This is a genomic window from Streptomyces sp. NPDC021225 (genome assembly GCF_044332865.1).
Classification (GTDB): Bacteria; Actinomycetota; Actinomycetes; order Streptomycetales; family Streptomycetaceae; genus Streptomyces.
Map to the genome: position 1 here is coordinate 262,782 of NZ_JBIRPV010000007.1, position 13,164 is coordinate 275,945.

16 protein-coding genes are annotated in these 13,164 nt (G+C 70.9%); 9 read left to right on the plus strand and 7 right to left on the minus strand.

What is annotated here, in order from left to right:
* The first annotated feature begins 38 nt into the window (after positions 1 to 38).
* The 5 genes from ACH4S9_RS30030 to ACH4S9_RS30050 all read left to right on the plus strand — a co-directional run bounded on the left by ACH4S9_RS30030 (position 39) and on the right by ACH4S9_RS30050 (position 1,543).
* The gene (locus ACH4S9_RS30030) at positions 39 to 380 is read left to right on the plus strand and encodes a hypothetical protein (RefSeq protein WP_385340998.1); all 342 of its coding nucleotides are present in this window, start codon (positions 39 to 41) and stop codon (positions 378 to 380) included.
* Positions 377 to 565 (plus strand): hypothetical protein, encoded by a 189-nt coding sequence (locus ACH4S9_RS30035; RefSeq protein WP_311724286.1) that lies wholly within the window; start codon positions 377 to 379, stop codon positions 563 to 565. Before ACH4S9_RS30030 ends, ACH4S9_RS30035 begins: the two co-directional genes overlap by 4 nt.
* A complete protein-coding gene (locus tag ACH4S9_RS30040) occupies positions 562 to 789 on the plus strand; it encodes a hypothetical protein (protein WP_385341001.1) in 228 nt (75 codons plus the stop codon). Before ACH4S9_RS30035 ends, ACH4S9_RS30040 begins: the two co-directional genes overlap by 4 nt.
* A 222-nt stretch (positions 790 to 1,011) precedes the next feature.
* Positions 1,012 to 1,137 (plus strand): hypothetical protein, encoded by a 126-nt coding sequence (locus ACH4S9_RS30045; protein ID WP_398374613.1) that lies wholly within the window; start codon positions 1,012 to 1,014, stop codon positions 1,135 to 1,137.
* A gap of 73 nt (positions 1,138 to 1,210) precedes the next feature.
* Entirely contained in the window at positions 1,211 to 1,543 is a 333-nt protein-coding gene (locus ACH4S9_RS30050; RefSeq protein ID WP_398374615.1) for a hypothetical protein, read from the plus strand.
* On the opposite strand, the gene ACH4S9_RS30055 is transcribed toward ACH4S9_RS30050, so the two are convergent.
* Both ACH4S9_RS30055 and add read right to left on the minus strand, forming a co-directional pair.
* Positions 1,536 to 2,024: a GNAT family N-acetyltransferase gene (locus tag ACH4S9_RS30055; protein ID WP_398374616.1), complete on the minus strand. Its 489-nt coding sequence runs from the start codon at positions 2,022 to 2,024 to the stop codon at positions 1,536 to 1,538. The two genes, ACH4S9_RS30050 and ACH4S9_RS30055, sit on opposite strands and share 8 nt — an antisense overlap.
* A complete protein-coding gene (gene add, locus ACH4S9_RS30060; protein ID WP_398374618.1) occupies positions 2,009 to 2,956 on the minus strand; it encodes an adenosine deaminase in 948 nt (315 codons plus the stop codon). The genes ACH4S9_RS30055 and add overlap by 16 nt, the downstream gene beginning before the upstream one ends.
* Before the next feature lie 223 nt (positions 2,957 to 3,179).
* On the opposite strand from add, the gene ACH4S9_RS30065 reads away from it, so the two are divergent.
* Positions 3,180 to 3,608: a VOC family protein gene (locus tag ACH4S9_RS30065; protein ID WP_311724292.1), complete on the plus strand. Its 429-nt coding sequence runs from the start codon at positions 3,180 to 3,182 to the stop codon at positions 3,606 to 3,608.
* Positions 3,609 to 3,626: 18 nt separating this feature from the next.
* Here ACH4S9_RS30065 and ACH4S9_RS30070 read toward each other — a convergent pair whose 3' ends face one another.
* Positions 3,627 to 4,604 carry a TDT family transporter gene (locus ACH4S9_RS30070; RefSeq protein ID WP_398374621.1) on the minus strand — a complete coding sequence of 326 codons (978 nt, stop codon included), beginning with the start codon at positions 4,602 to 4,604 and terminating at the stop codon, positions 3,627 to 3,629.
* Between the two features lie 253 nt (positions 4,605 to 4,857).
* Here ACH4S9_RS30070 and rocD point away from each other — a divergent pair, with 253 nt between their 5' ends.
* Complete coding sequence (gene rocD / locus ACH4S9_RS30075; RefSeq protein WP_311724629.1) at positions 4,858 to 6,084, plus strand: ornithine--oxo-acid transaminase; 1,227 nt, start codon at positions 4,858 to 4,860, stop codon at positions 6,082 to 6,084.
* A 45-nt stretch (positions 6,085 to 6,129) separates the two neighbouring features.
* Here the strand turns inward: rocD and ACH4S9_RS30080 are convergent, their stop codons facing one another.
* A complete protein-coding gene (locus ACH4S9_RS30080) occupies positions 6,130 to 7,623 on the minus strand; it encodes a PLP-dependent aminotransferase family protein (protein WP_398374622.1) in 1,494 nt (497 codons plus the stop codon).
* Between the two features lie 47 nt (positions 7,624 to 7,670).
* Between ACH4S9_RS30080 and ACH4S9_RS30085 the strand changes: the two genes are divergently transcribed.
* Both ACH4S9_RS30085 and ACH4S9_RS30090 read left to right on the plus strand, forming a co-directional pair.
* Complete coding sequence (locus ACH4S9_RS30085) at positions 7,671 to 8,153, plus strand: carboxymuconolactone decarboxylase family protein (protein ID WP_311724295.1); 483 nt, start codon at positions 7,671 to 7,673, stop codon at positions 8,151 to 8,153.
* Positions 8,154 to 8,474: 321 nt separating this feature from the next.
* The gene (locus ACH4S9_RS30090) at positions 8,475 to 9,386 is read left to right on the plus strand and encodes a serine protease (protein WP_311724296.1); all 912 of its coding nucleotides are present in this window, start codon (positions 8,475 to 8,477) and stop codon (positions 9,384 to 9,386) included.
* A gap of 89 nt (positions 9,387 to 9,475) precedes the next feature.
* On the opposite strand, the gene ACH4S9_RS30095 is transcribed toward ACH4S9_RS30090, so the two are convergent.
* The 3 genes from ACH4S9_RS30095 to ACH4S9_RS30105 form a co-directional block, all read right to left on the minus strand.
* Positions 9,476 to 10,978, minus strand: a complete 1,503-nt coding sequence (locus ACH4S9_RS30095; RefSeq protein WP_398374625.1) for an aldehyde dehydrogenase family protein — start codon at positions 10,976 to 10,978, stop codon at positions 9,476 to 9,478.
* Between the two features lie 148 nt (positions 10,979 to 11,126).
* Complete coding sequence (locus tag ACH4S9_RS30100) at positions 11,127 to 11,909, minus strand: serine/arginine repetitive matrix protein 2 (protein ID WP_398374627.1); 783 nt, start codon at positions 11,907 to 11,909, stop codon at positions 11,127 to 11,129.
* A gap of 180 nt (positions 11,910 to 12,089) precedes the next feature.
* Positions 12,090 to 13,079 (minus strand): malate dehydrogenase, encoded by a 990-nt coding sequence (locus tag ACH4S9_RS30105; protein WP_311724301.1) that lies wholly within the window; start codon positions 13,077 to 13,079, stop codon positions 12,090 to 12,092.
* Positions 13,080 to 13,164: the final 85 nt, after the last annotated feature.

Genomic DNA, 13,164 nt, shown 5'->3' on the forward strand with positions numbered 1-13,164 from the left:
GCGCGGAGTTGCGGCCCGCCGGCCGATCGTGGGACGTCGTGCGCGTTCCCCTCTCGATCGGCATCGGCAAACGCACCCTCGATCTACTGGGCGACGCGACGGGCGGGGTCATCGAGAACCCCTTCGACAAGGTCCTCTACTGGCTGATCGCGCCCGGCTCAGCCGCCGAATGGGACATGAACCTGCTGCCCAGCATCCAAGTCTGGGGAGCGACCGCCTACATCGAGGTACCTCCCGCGACCCGCACGACGGGACCCGCCGTCCACTGGCGCGTACCGCTCCGGTACTGCGGCCGCCTGACCGATCCGGCGGCCCTGCTCGCCGCGCTGCGGACCGCGACCCGCGAAGCGCTCGGCCCCCGCGAGGAGGCCGCCCGGTGACGGAGTACTGCTACCGCTGCGACAAACCCACCCGCGAGCCGATCACCGTGCTGCGCGCGTCTGCCTCCGGGCCCGGCTGCCTGCGCCACCTGTGCCCGGACTGCAACCGCCGACGACCGCACCCCGACACCGACCTGTACGAGGTGCTCGTCACCCTCCAGCGCGAGAGCCAGACGACGGCATGACCGTCCCAGCCGGTCCCCGGCACCTGTCCCCGTACTGCGCCATGTACACCGCCGAACCCGACACCACGCCCGCCGAGATCCACGCATACTGCAAAGGACCGGGCGAGGTCCGGGCGGCGCCCATACCGCCCGCGACCCGGGGCGCGCTCATCTTCACCGTCCGCTGTGACTGCGACTGCCACCAGACCCCGCCCATCGAGGCCCTGAAGGCAGACGCCACCTAGACCAGCGGGCCGCTGCCAGTGACTTTGCGGTGAGTTTGAGACAGCGACACGCCGAAGCGACGGCGTGTCGCCGTCTCAAACTCACCACAAATCCCGACCTCGACGGCGTAAGCCCGCCCAAACGCCTCGCCCCGGCCCCCGCTTGCAGGCCAGTGACCGGGACGAGCACCGCGCAACCAGCGCAAGGACACCCCTGCACACCTGAACCCACAGGAACAGCCCATGCGATTACAGCACGCCACCCGCCAGGACCCGGACGACGGCGACACCATGCCCGACACCGACGCCCCGGCACCCGGCGGCCAGACACCCGGCGACTCCGACGACGGACGCCAGTACGCGCACTAGCCACACGACGGCCCCGTCCTCAGACCGCCCCCGCCGGGGCGGGGCCGCTCCCCACCACACCGGAGCCACCCTCATGACAGCGTCACACTGGCACTGCTACCGCTGGACCGGAGAACGCCGAACCTACGACGACGAATCCACACGCCGACCACCACACCTCGTCGTCCACGACATCACCCCCCAGGAGTGGAAGCAGATCGCGGCCGCCTCACCCGGCTTCATGACCGACCACGACAAGGACCCCGCGCGGCAGGCCGAACGGTTCACGGCCGCCGGTGACCGGCTCAGCTGGGGCGGAGACGTCGTCGGCGGCTGGTACCTGCGGGGGACCGGATTCGCCTCCGTCCACGTGGTCGCATGCAGCGCGAACCGGATCCGCCCGACCATCCCCTGCCCTGTCAGATGATCCTGTCGGGTGTCCAGCGAAGCGTCATATCGGGCAGGTTCTCCATGTTGCGATCACCGTTGTTGGTGTCGAGGACGGTGAACCCGTGGCGCTCGTAGAACGCGCGGGCCTCGGTGTTCTGCTGAAAGACGTGGAGGGACACCCCGTCAGGGCTGTGCCGCCTTACCTCATCGAGCAGTAGCGTGCCGATGCCCTGCCGACGGACGTCCGGGCGCAGATACAGGTCTTCGAGCATGTCACCGTCAAGGGCTGCATAGCCGGTGATCTCCGCATCACCCACTGCCACCCAGGTGCGGCATTGCTTGAGCAGGACGTCCCGAACCCATCGGGTCACCTGCTCGTGATCGCGCTTCTGCGGGGGCAGATAGGGCATGGTCGCCGACCGCGAGGCCATATGGATGCTCGCGATCACGGCCGCATCCGCCTCCTCCGCGCATCGGATCCGGGTCCTGCCATCATCACGCGTCATGTGCTCAGCCATTGATCGATCTCCGTGCTGATCTGCGCTTTCAACTCCGCGGGAGCGAAGCTGGATTCGACCGAGGCACGGGCCAGGTTCGCCAGTTCGGCGTCGCCGTACCCGAAAATCTCCCGGGCGTGCTGGTACTCCGCCGCCAACGACGTCTCCCCGTCAGTGTTCACGGTGACCGTCAGACCGGCCTCGATCAGGCGCGGCAGCGGGTGCTCCGCCAGCGACGGCACCAGGCCGAGCAGGACATTGGAGGAGGGGCAGACCTCCAGCGGCACACGGCGTCTCCGCAACTCGGCCACCAGGTCCGGATCCTCCAACACGCGGATGCCGTGGCCGATCCGCTCCGCGTGCCCCGCCGTCAAGGCCTCCCGGACACTGGCCGGGCCCGCCGTCTCCCCGGCATGGTGTACCAGGTGCAGCCCCGCCTCGCGGGCGGCCTGGAGCACCTCGGCGAAGGGTGCCGCCGGGTAGGACTCGTCTCCTGCGAGGCCGATGGCGATCACCTGCGGGTACCGGGTGGCGAGCTTGACGCTTTCCCACAGCCGCTCGACGGGGCGACGGCGCGAGTGGTCCAGGATCACCCGAGTTTGGATGCTGTATCGCTCCGCGCCGGCGGCCAGCCCCTCCAGCACGGCTTGCAGCGGCATCTCCGGATCGCCGACGCGCTCGCCGTGAGCCGCCGCGGTGAAGGTGACCTCCGCGTAGCGGACGCCCTGGCCCGCCTCGTCCTGGCAGAACTCCTCGGCGATACGACGGAAGTGCCGATGGTCGCGCAGCAGCGCGCGCACCCCGGCCCGCTGGTCGGCGAACTCCCCGAAACTGGTGAATGGCCGGTCCTGGACAGGCGGCTCGCCGCCCAGCTCGCGGATCGTAGCGTGGCGGACGGTGCTTTCCAGGTGCGTGTGCAGATGAGCCTTGGGCAGTAGGCGGAGATCTCTCACGGCGGGACTCTAACGACTCCCACAAAATGAGGCTCCTGGATTTCCAGGAGTGGCTCCTGGAAATCCAGGAGTGAAGTGTCGGCCGCCCCGAGCGACCTGGCAGACGCCGGCCCGCGCTGTGCGGTTCCGCAGCGCCTTCGCCCGCTGGCCACCCCGGCTACAGGGAGCACGGAGATGAAACCCCGGGATCTCGGTGAACAGCACGCGCCAATATGGTGGGCCGATGACGTCGATCAAGAAGTTCCAAGTCACCTTCGACTGCGCAGAACCTGAGCGCCTCGCTCGTTTCTGGTGCGAGGTGTTGGGGTACGTCGTACCGCCGCCGCCGGGGGGGTTTGCCACGTGGGACGATTTCAAGCACTCGCAACCACCTGAGCAGCGGGATTCATGGTTCGCATGCATTGATCCCTCAGGTGTGGGCCCGCGGCTGTACTTCCAGCGCGTCCCCGAAGGGAAGGCCGCCAAGAACCGGGTTCATCTTGATGTGCGGGTCGGCACCGGACTCGTGGGGGAAGAGCGCCTCGCCGCACTTGAGGCCGAATGCGCACGGCTGGTCCCGCTCGGCGCGGTACACGTGCAGACGCTGTATGACGGCAATGATTCGTGCATCCCGATGCTGGACATCGAGGGCAACGAGTTCTGTATCGACTGAGGGGCACGCCGAGCTTGTCTACGAGCTGTGGGCGCCGGAGGCGGGCGACGAGGGCGGAAGCAGTTCGCCACGGGCCAGGGCCAGGACGGTCCGGGCCGCGATGCCACCGATGAGGACGGTGATGGCCGCGAGGACGAGGTAGGTGTAGACGAGGTGGCCCGCCGGTTTGCCGACATCGATCCAGTGCAGCGTGGTGGTGGCGACCACGGCCCAGGAGAAGGTGAAGGCCCACGTGCTGACCGTGAACCGCAGGCGCGCGTAGAGGGGGATCAGCCGGAGCTGGACGATGACCATCAGCAGTCCGTATCCGGCCAGCCCGGCCGCGATGGAGTCCACCCGGCCCTGGTCGAGTGCGAAGTAGGCGACGCTGGCGATGGCGGCGGGGGCCACCTCGATCGTCATCGTCGGCAGGAGCGGCTCGGGCAGTCGAGGGCGGTGGAACAGCCTTCCCGTGATCATCGAACCGAGGATGAACCAGCAGATCACGCCCAAGCCGAACATGACCTCGGCCAGCCGGGTCTGTCCCACCCTCGCGGCGCTGATGCAGGAAACCAGGCCGCCGGCCACCGTGGGCAGGAAGTAGCCGGGGTGCATCCGGTCCAGTTCCATGTCCCTGCAGACCCACTGTCCGGTGAGCCACCCGCCGAACAACACGGTCAGCACGAGAAAGACGTCCACCAGGATCTTCCCCGCCGTCGGGCTGTACGGCGCCAGCCCCTCGCTCGCCAGCAGCATCGGGGTGATCAGCGCCAGGGAGGCGAACGGACTCGCCACGGGGTCTTCCAGATCGGCTCGGAGCCTCCCCCTGCCGCCGCACACGTAGGCCAGATACCAACCCACCGATACCAGCCACACGGCAGCGGCCAGTCCGATCAGGGCTCTTCCGACGGTCGCCGGAACATGCCCCGCCTGACCAGCGGCCACCCAGCTGCCGCCGAGACCGGCCAGACCGAAGGCCATGCTGAAGATGTTGGGCGGGACGCGCGGTACGGCCATCGCCAGGGCTCCTTTCAGATTCGGCCGGTGAGCCCACCGCTACCCACTGTGCGGCCCGCAGGCCGCCTTCGCGACTTCGCCGTGCCATCTGCGGACGCCGGGAGCCACGAAATGAGCCACGAAATCGGGAAGCCCGGTGAACCGACGGCAGCCCACGCCAGCGGGCCCCCGCGCCGTAAAGTTTCTTCGCAAACCGCCCGGGCGACGATAGAAAAGAGCACTGATCGGCCCCGACACCGAACGGAGCATGACTTTGACCTCAACGGAACGCGCCATTGCCGCCGCCGAGGCCCACAGCGCGCACAACTACCATCCGCTTCCGGTCGTCGTCGCGTCCGCCGAGGGCGCCTGGATGACCGATGTCGAGGGGAGGCGGTACCTCGACATGCTCGCCGGGTACTCGGCGCTCAACTTCGGGCATGGCAACCGCCGGCTGATCGAGGCCGCGAAGGCCCAGCTGGAGCGGGTCACGCTCACCTCCCGCGCGTTCCATCACGACCGCTTCGCCACCTTCTGCTCGGAGCTGGCCGAGCTGTGCGGCATGGAGATGGTGCTGCCCATGAACACGGGGGCAGAGGCCGTGGAGACGGCCGTGAAGACCGCCCGGAAGTGGGGCTACCGGGTCAAGGGCGTTCCGGACGGCCGGGCGAAGATCATCGTCGCGGACAACAACTTCCACGGCCGGACGACCACCGTCATCAGCTTCTCGACCGACCCCGAGGCCCGCGCCGACTTCGGCCCCTACACGCCGGGCTTCGAGATCGTGCCGTACGGCGATCTGGCCGCGATGGAGGCGGCCCTGGACGCCGCCGGTGACGACGCGGTGGCCGTACTGCTGGAGCCCATCCAGGGCGAGGCGGGGGTGCTGGTGCCGCCGGCCGGCTATCTGGCCGGGGTCCGGGAGCTGACCCGCGCGCGGAACGTGCTGTTCATGGCGGACGAGATCCAGTCCGGCCTGGGCCGCACCGGCAAGACCTTCGCCTGCGAGCACGAGGGCGTCGTCCCGGACGTCTATGTGCTGGGCAAGGCGCTCGGCGGCGGTGTGGTGCCGGTGTCAGCGGTGGTGTCCTCCCACGAGGTGCTCGGGGTGTACCGGCCGGGCGAACACGGTTCGACCTTCGGCGGCAACCCCCTGGCCTGCGCGGTCGCGCTGGAGGTCATCGCCATACTGCGGACGGGTGAGTACCAGCAGCGGGCGGCGGAGCTCGGCGAGCATCTGCACGGCGAGCTGGGGCTGCTGGTGGAGAGCCCGGCGTACCGGGGTGGCGTGCGCGCCGTGCGCGGGCGGGGGCTGTGGGCGGGGGTGGACATCGACCCCGCGCTCGGCACCGGGCGGCAGATCTCGGAGCAGCTCATGGACCGGGGGGTGCTGGTCAAGGACACCCATGGCTCCACGATCCGGCTCGCGCCCCCGCTGGTGATCAGCAAGGAGGATCTGGACTGGGGGCTGGACCAGCTGCGGGCGGTCCTGGCCGGGTGAGCGCCAAGGGCCGTCGGGCAGCGCTCGACGGCCCTCATCCTGGCATCACACCGGGAGCGCCCGGCACAGCGCCTCCAGCGCGCCCGCGAACGCGTGGTCGGGCGGGGTCCCGTAGCCGACCACCAGCGCGTCGGCCGGTTCAGCCGGTTCGGCCGGTTCCCCGCCGGGCCGGGCGGCGGGCGGCTCGTGCCGGAAGCGGGCCAGTCCGTCCAGCGCCAGGCCCTGCCAGGCCGCGCCCTGCACCACGGAGCGCTCGGTCCCCGGCGGGATGTCGAGCACCGCGTGCAGCCCCGCCGCGATCCCCCTGACCCGCACCCCCGGCGCGCGCTCGGCGAGCGCCGCGACCAGCTGGTCGCGGCGGCGCCGGTAGCGCAGCCGCATGCCGCGCACATGGCGGTCGTACGCCCCGGAGTCGAGGAACTCGGCGAGCGTCAGCTGGTCCAGCGCGGCCGTCGGCCACTCCCCCGCCTCCTTGACCGCCAGCACGCCGTCCATCAGATGAGCCGGCACCACCATCCAGGCCAGCCGCAGCGCCGGGGCCAGGCTCTTGCTCGACGTGCCCAGGTAGAGCACGCGCTCGGGGTCGAGCCCCTGGAGCGCCCCGACCGGGTTGCGGTCGTAGCGGAACTCCCCGTCGTAGTCGTCCTCCACCACCAGCCCGCCGGTGCGGGAGGCCCAGTCGACCACGGCGGCGCGGCGGTCGGGGTGCAGGGACACCCCGGTCGGGAACTGGTGCGCCGGGGTGAGTATGACGGTCCGTACGCCGCCGAGCCCGGCCAGCTCGTCGGTGCGGGCGCCGCGGTCGTCGACGGGCAGCTGCACGGTGTGCAGCCCGGCGCGCCGCATGACGTCCCAGTGGAAGTCCAGCCCGTACGACTCGACGGCCACGTCCCGCTCGCCCGCGGCCCGGAGCACCCTGCTGAGCACGGCCAGCCCCTGTTTGAACCCCGCGCAGACCACGATCCGCTCCGGGTCGGCCCGCACCCCCCGGGCGCGCGCCAGATAGTCGGCGAGCGCGCGGCGCAGCTCGGGCCGCCCGCGCGGCCCGCCGTACGCGAAGGCGTCGCTCGGCGCCGCGGCCAGGGCCCGCCGGGCGGCGGAGAGCCAGGCCGCGCGGGGGAAGGACGAGACGTCGGGCGAGCCGGGCCGCAGGTCGTAGGCGGGCTGGCGGTGCGGCGCGGCGGCCGGCGGGGTGCGCGGGGGCACGGGCTCGGGCGGTACGACGCGCTGGGCGACGCGGGTTCCCGAGCCCTGCCGGGCGGTGAGCCAGCCTTCGGCGACGAGCTCGCCGTAGGCGTCGGCGACGGTGTTACGGGCGATGCCGAGGTCGGCGGCGAGCGAGCGGGAGGAGGGCAGCCGGGTGCCGGGGGCGAGGCGTCCGCCGCGTACGGCGTCGCGCAGGGAGCGGATCAGCGCGGCGCGCACCCCCGTGGTGCCGCGCCCCGGAAGGCCGGACCGCAGGTCGGGCCCCAGGTCCAGATGCAGATCGGCGCCGGGCCCGGCCGGGGGCGGCCCGGAAATGGCCCATGAATCCTCCATGGAAATGGACCATACCGCTGGGCTACTCGCGCCCTAGCGTGGCAGTCATGACGACCACCGACAAGACACCCCAGAGCACCCACGAGCACGGCCCCCGCATGCGGCTGGCGAAGCTCGCCCCCGAGTTCTACAAGGCGATGGTCGGCCTCGACGCGGCGGCCCGCAAGGACCTCGACCCCGCCCTGGTCGACCTCATCAAGATCCGCGCCTCGCAGATCAACCACTGCGCGTTCTGCGTCAACATGCACACCCGGGACGCGCGCGAGGCGGGCGAGACCGAGGAGCGCCTGCACCTCCTCAGCGCCTGGGAGGAGGCGGCGGGCTTCTTCACCGAGAAGGAGCGGGCGGCGCTCGCGCTGACCGAGGCCGTCACCGTGCTGACCGACGGCTTCGTCCCGGACGCGGTGTACGAGCGGGCGGCGGCCCACTTCGAGGAGGCCGAGCTCGCCCAGGTCATCGCCGCGATCATCGCCATCAACGCCTGGAACCGCATTGGCGTCAGCACCCGCATGGTGCCGGGCAGGGCATGACCGGCACCTTCGCGCGGCCGACGGGATGCGGCGCGCCGGGTGCGACTCGCGTCACGTTCGGCCCGGGTCCGTTCCGCCGGTCGCCGGCCGCGGTCGAGGCGATCGCCGCGGAACCGCGCCCGGCGTAAGGCCATAATCCCGACAAGGAAATACGGCTCTCCCGATTTCTCACCGCAAAGCCGACCAATAACGCCAACGGGATTCCTCCGGAACCCAGCGACATTTAAAGCCGCTGGACACGTCTGCGGGGCGGAGTTATCGTGCACTCGAATTCCGGGAAAACCTGGAAAAGCGGTACAGAAATCGGGGAGCAACAACAGAATGACAAATCTCATAGGGGAGCGCGGAGCGGCCGAACGCCTGGGTGGGGGACGCCGGTTGGCGACCCGTGCGGTGCTGGCCGCGGCGCTTTCCGTGGGCGCGCTGGCGGGCGCCGGGGCGGCGCAGGCCGACGAAAATCCCTCGACTCCGACCCCCAGGATTATCGGCGGCCATGACGCCACCGAAAACTACTCATTCATCGTTTCCTTGCAGAAGGAAAGGAACGGGGATCCGGACGGTCACCGTTGCACCGGAGCGCTGATCCGCAAGGACTGGGTGGTGACCGCGGCGCACTGCGTCACCGAGCCGGGCACCGGCTCGGACCCGTACACGGTCATGGACCCGGCGCTGTTCCACGTCCGGGTGGGCTCCAACGACCGGACCACCGGCGGCACCGTCGCGAAGATCAAGAAGATCGAGGTCGACCCCGGGTACAAGTGGCTCGACGACCGCTCCGAGGGCTATGACGTCGCGCTCCTCCAGCTCGACACCGCGGTGACCAACAAGCCGGTCGCCCTGGCGCCCACGTCGACCAAGGAGGGCACCGCGGTCCGCCAGCTCGGCTGGGGCTACACCTCGACGGCCGACGTCGGCGACGTGAGCAAGCTCCCGGTGAAGCTCCAGGAGCTCGACACCACGGTGCTCAACCCGGCCGCGGAAGAGTGCCGGGTGGACGCCGCGGGGGACGACGCGTGGGGCATCCGCGAGGGCGATGTGTGCACGGACAACCCGCAGGACACCTACGGCCCGTGCAACGGTGACTCCGGCTCGCCGCTGCTGAGGAAGGTCAACGGCCGCTGGCAGATCGTCGGCGTGGACAGCCGTGGCATCGGCGAGGTCTGCGGTTCGACCCCGGACATCTACACCGACCTCCACTACCACCGCTCCTGGCTGACCAGCATCATCGGCTGACCAGGGGCCGGGCAGCGGTCCGGAAGACGTCCTGAACGCACTGCACGCCCGCGCGCCGACACTCACGTCGGCGTGCGGGCGTACGCGGGTCAGCCGGCGAACCAGCGGACGGGGGCCGGGCGCAGGTTCTCGTAGATGTGCTTGGTCTCGCGGTATGCGGCCAGCCCCGAGGGCCCCAGCTCGCGCCCGACGCCGGACTTGCCGAACCCGCCCCACTCGGCCTGCGGGAGGTACGGGTGGTAGTCGTTGATCCACACCGTGCCGTGCCGCAGCCGCCCCGCGACACGGCGCGCCCGCGCGGTGTCCCGGGACCAGACGGCGCCCGCGAGCCCGTACTCCGTATCGTTGGCGAGCGCGACGGCCTCGTCCTCGGTCCGGAAGGACTCGACGGTCAGGATCGGGCCGAAGGTCTCCTCCCGCACCACCCGCATCTCGCGGTGGCACTGGTCGAGGATCGTCGGCAGATAGAAGTACCCGGTCGCGGGGCGGGACTCGGACGGCTCGGGCTGCTCGCCGCCGCAGCGCAGCAGCGCGCCCTCCTCCAGTGCGGAGGCCACATACGCCTCGGCCTTGTCCAACTGCGCGGCCGATACGAGCGGGCCGCACTCGACGCCCGGCTCGGTGCCGCGACCCAGCTGGATCTTCCGGGCCCGGCGGGCGAGTTCGGCGACGAACCGCTCGCGCACCGGCTCCTCGATGATCAGCCGGGCCCCGGCCGAGCAGACCTGGCCGCTGTGGATGAAGGCGGCGTTGAGGGCCTGGTCGACGGCGGTGTCAAAGCCCTCGGCGGTGTCGCAGGCGTCGGCGAAGACGACATTGGGGTTCTTGCCGCCGAGTTCGAGCACGACCTTCTTCACGCCCGGCGCGGCCGCCCGCATCACCTTCGTACCGCCGGCCAGACCGCCGGTGAAGGACACCAGATCCACATCGGGGTGCTCGGCCAGGCGGGCGCCGACGGGGTCGCCCGCGCCGGTCACCAGATTGCCGACCCCCGCCGGCAGCCCGGCCTCGGCCAGGAGCTTCATCAGATGCACCGTCGACAGCGGGGTCAGTTCGCTGGGCTTGACGACGAACGTGTTGCCCGCGACGAGCGCCGGGGCGACCTTCCAGCCGGCCTGGAGCAGCGGATAGTTCCACGGGGTGAGCAGCGCGCAGACGCCCACCGGCTCGTGCACGACCACGCTGTGCACATCGTGGGTGCCCGCGTCGACCACGCGCCCGGCCGGCTCGGCGGCGGCCAACCGGGCGAAGTAGCGAAAGGCGTTGGTGACGTCGTCGACATCGACCCGCCCCTCCTGGAGCGTCTTGCCGGTGTCGCGGCTCTCGGACAGCGCGATCTTCTCGCGGTCGCGCTGGAGCAGATCGGCGGCGCGGAGCAGCAGCGCCGCCCGCTCGGCCACCGGCGTATGCGGCCAGGGGCCCGTGTCGAAGGCGCGGCGGGCGGCGGCGACGGCCGCGTCGGCGTCATCGGAGCCGCCCTCGGACACGACCGCGAGGGTCTTGGCGTCCGCGGGGTCGAGGACCTCCCGCTGCGCGCCGGATGCGGCGGCGCGCCACACCCCGTCCACAAGAATGGTCTCGGCTGCCGACACGTCCGCTCCGCCTTCCGATGCCGCGGGATTCGCGCCGCCGGCCTCACCGACGACGCCGAGCCCCTCCCCGAACGGACCGGGCCCATGCGTGATTCTCGTTCAAAAGTGGCCGGACTCACCCGATCACGAGACTCACGGAAGGGCCGCGTCAATTCTGGCGGAAGGAGTCGACGGCGGTCCGCTGGATCTCCTCCTGCCCGGCGCGACCGCCGGCCGGGCCGATGACCAGCACGGCGTACATCGTGCCGTCGGCCGCGGCGAAGCGGTGGTCGAGGATGCGCCGGAGGCCGCCGTACTCCTGGCTGTCGTACGTGTACTCCAACTCCGCCGCGTCCATCGCGCCCTGACCCGCCCGCTCCAGGGTGATCCGCTCATAGCCGCGCTGGCGCGAGGCGATCCGCTCGGCTTCCCGCGCGGACTCGTACGGAGTGCCCTCCGGGCCGTGCAACTCGAAGATCTGAAGCCTGGTGGCCCGGTCGGACGAGGTGTAGAAGACGCTGGGGCCCTCGACGGTGCGCCGCCATCCGTCCGGGACGGCGAGGGTGAAGCCCGCCGCGTCGTCCTCCGTACGGAAGCCCTCGGGCGGCTCGCCCGGCGGCGCGGAGGGCGTGTCCGAAGGGGTCTGTGACGGGGACTCGGACGGGCCCGCCGAGGGAGAGGCCGACGGGGAGGCCGACGGAGTGCCCGACTCCGGTCCGGGGGCCGGGAAGGCGTCGGAGGGCGGTGTTCCGTCCCCGCCCGACGGCCCGGGCGCCGGGCTGTCGCTCACCCCGGGAAAGAGCCCCGCCCGATGTCCGGCCTTGCCATCGCTCCCGAACGCCACCCATCCGGCGAACGCGACCGCGCCGCACAACACCACCGCCACGGCGGCCACCCGCAGGCCTCGCCGGGCGTCGCGCTCGTCGTATCCCGTGCCCGTATCGCCGGCCATGCGCTCCCCCGCCCCCGAGGCCGGCGTCAACCCTCACCGGCAACCCCTCCCAAAATAGGGGAATCCCAGCCACAGTCATAGAGAATGGCGAAAGGGCCACCCTCCGGAGTGAATACCGGAAGGTGGCCCTTCGGATACGAACGCGGATACGGCTACGTAACCCGTACGGCCGTACAGCCGTCAGATCAGGCCGAGGCCGCGCACGGCGTCGCGCTCCTCCTCCAGCTCCTTCACCGACGCGTCGATGCGGGCGCGCGAGAAGTCGTTGATGTCCAGGCCCTGGACGATCTCGAACTTGCCGTCCTTGGCGGTGACCGGGAAGGACGAGATGAGCCCCTCCGCCACGCCGTACGAGCCGTCGGAGACCACACCGGCGGAGGTCCAGTCCCCGGCCGGGGTGCCGTTGACCCAGGTGTACACGTGGTCGATGGCGGCGTTGGCGGCGGAGGCGGCCGACGAGGCGCCGCGCGCCTCGATGATCGCGGCACCGCGCTTGGCGACGGTCGGGATGAACGTGTCGGCCAGCCACTGCTCGTCGTTCAGGACCTCCGCGGCGTTCTTGCCCGCGACCTCGGCGTGGAAGACGTCCGGGTACTGGGTGGCGGAGTGGTTGCCCCAGATCGTGAGCTTGGAGATCTCCGAGACCGGGACGCCGGTCTTCTTCGAGAGCTGCGACAGGGCGCGGTTGTGGTCCAGGCGGGTCATCGCGGTGAAGCGCTCGGCCGGTACGTCCGGGGCGGCGGCCTGCGCGATGAGCGCGTTGGTGTTCGCCGGGTTGCCCACGACCAGGACCTTGATGTCGTCCGCCGCGTGGTCGTTGATGGCCTTGCCCTGCGGCTTGAAGATGCCGCCGTTGGCCTCCAGCAGGTCGCCGCGCTCCATGCCCTTCGTCCGCGGGCGGGCGCCGACCAGCAGCGCCACGTTCGCGCCGTTGAAGGCCACGTTCGGGTCGTCGGTGATGTCGATGCCCTGAAGCAGCGGGAAGGCGCAGTCGTCGAGCTCCATCGCGGTGCCCTCGGCGGCCTTCAGACCCTGGGGAATCTCCAGGAGGTTCAGCTTGACCGGCACATCCGCGCCGAGGAGCTGGCCGGAGGCGATGCGGAAGAGCAGCGCGTAGCCGATCTGGCCGGCCGCGCCGGTGACGGTGACATTGACGGGAGTGCGGGTCATGGCGGTCTCCTGCGCTGTGTTTTCTGTCGATCTCTTGGTGTCGAGATACCCGCGTCAGGCTATCCGACGGGGGCGCGCGGAACCC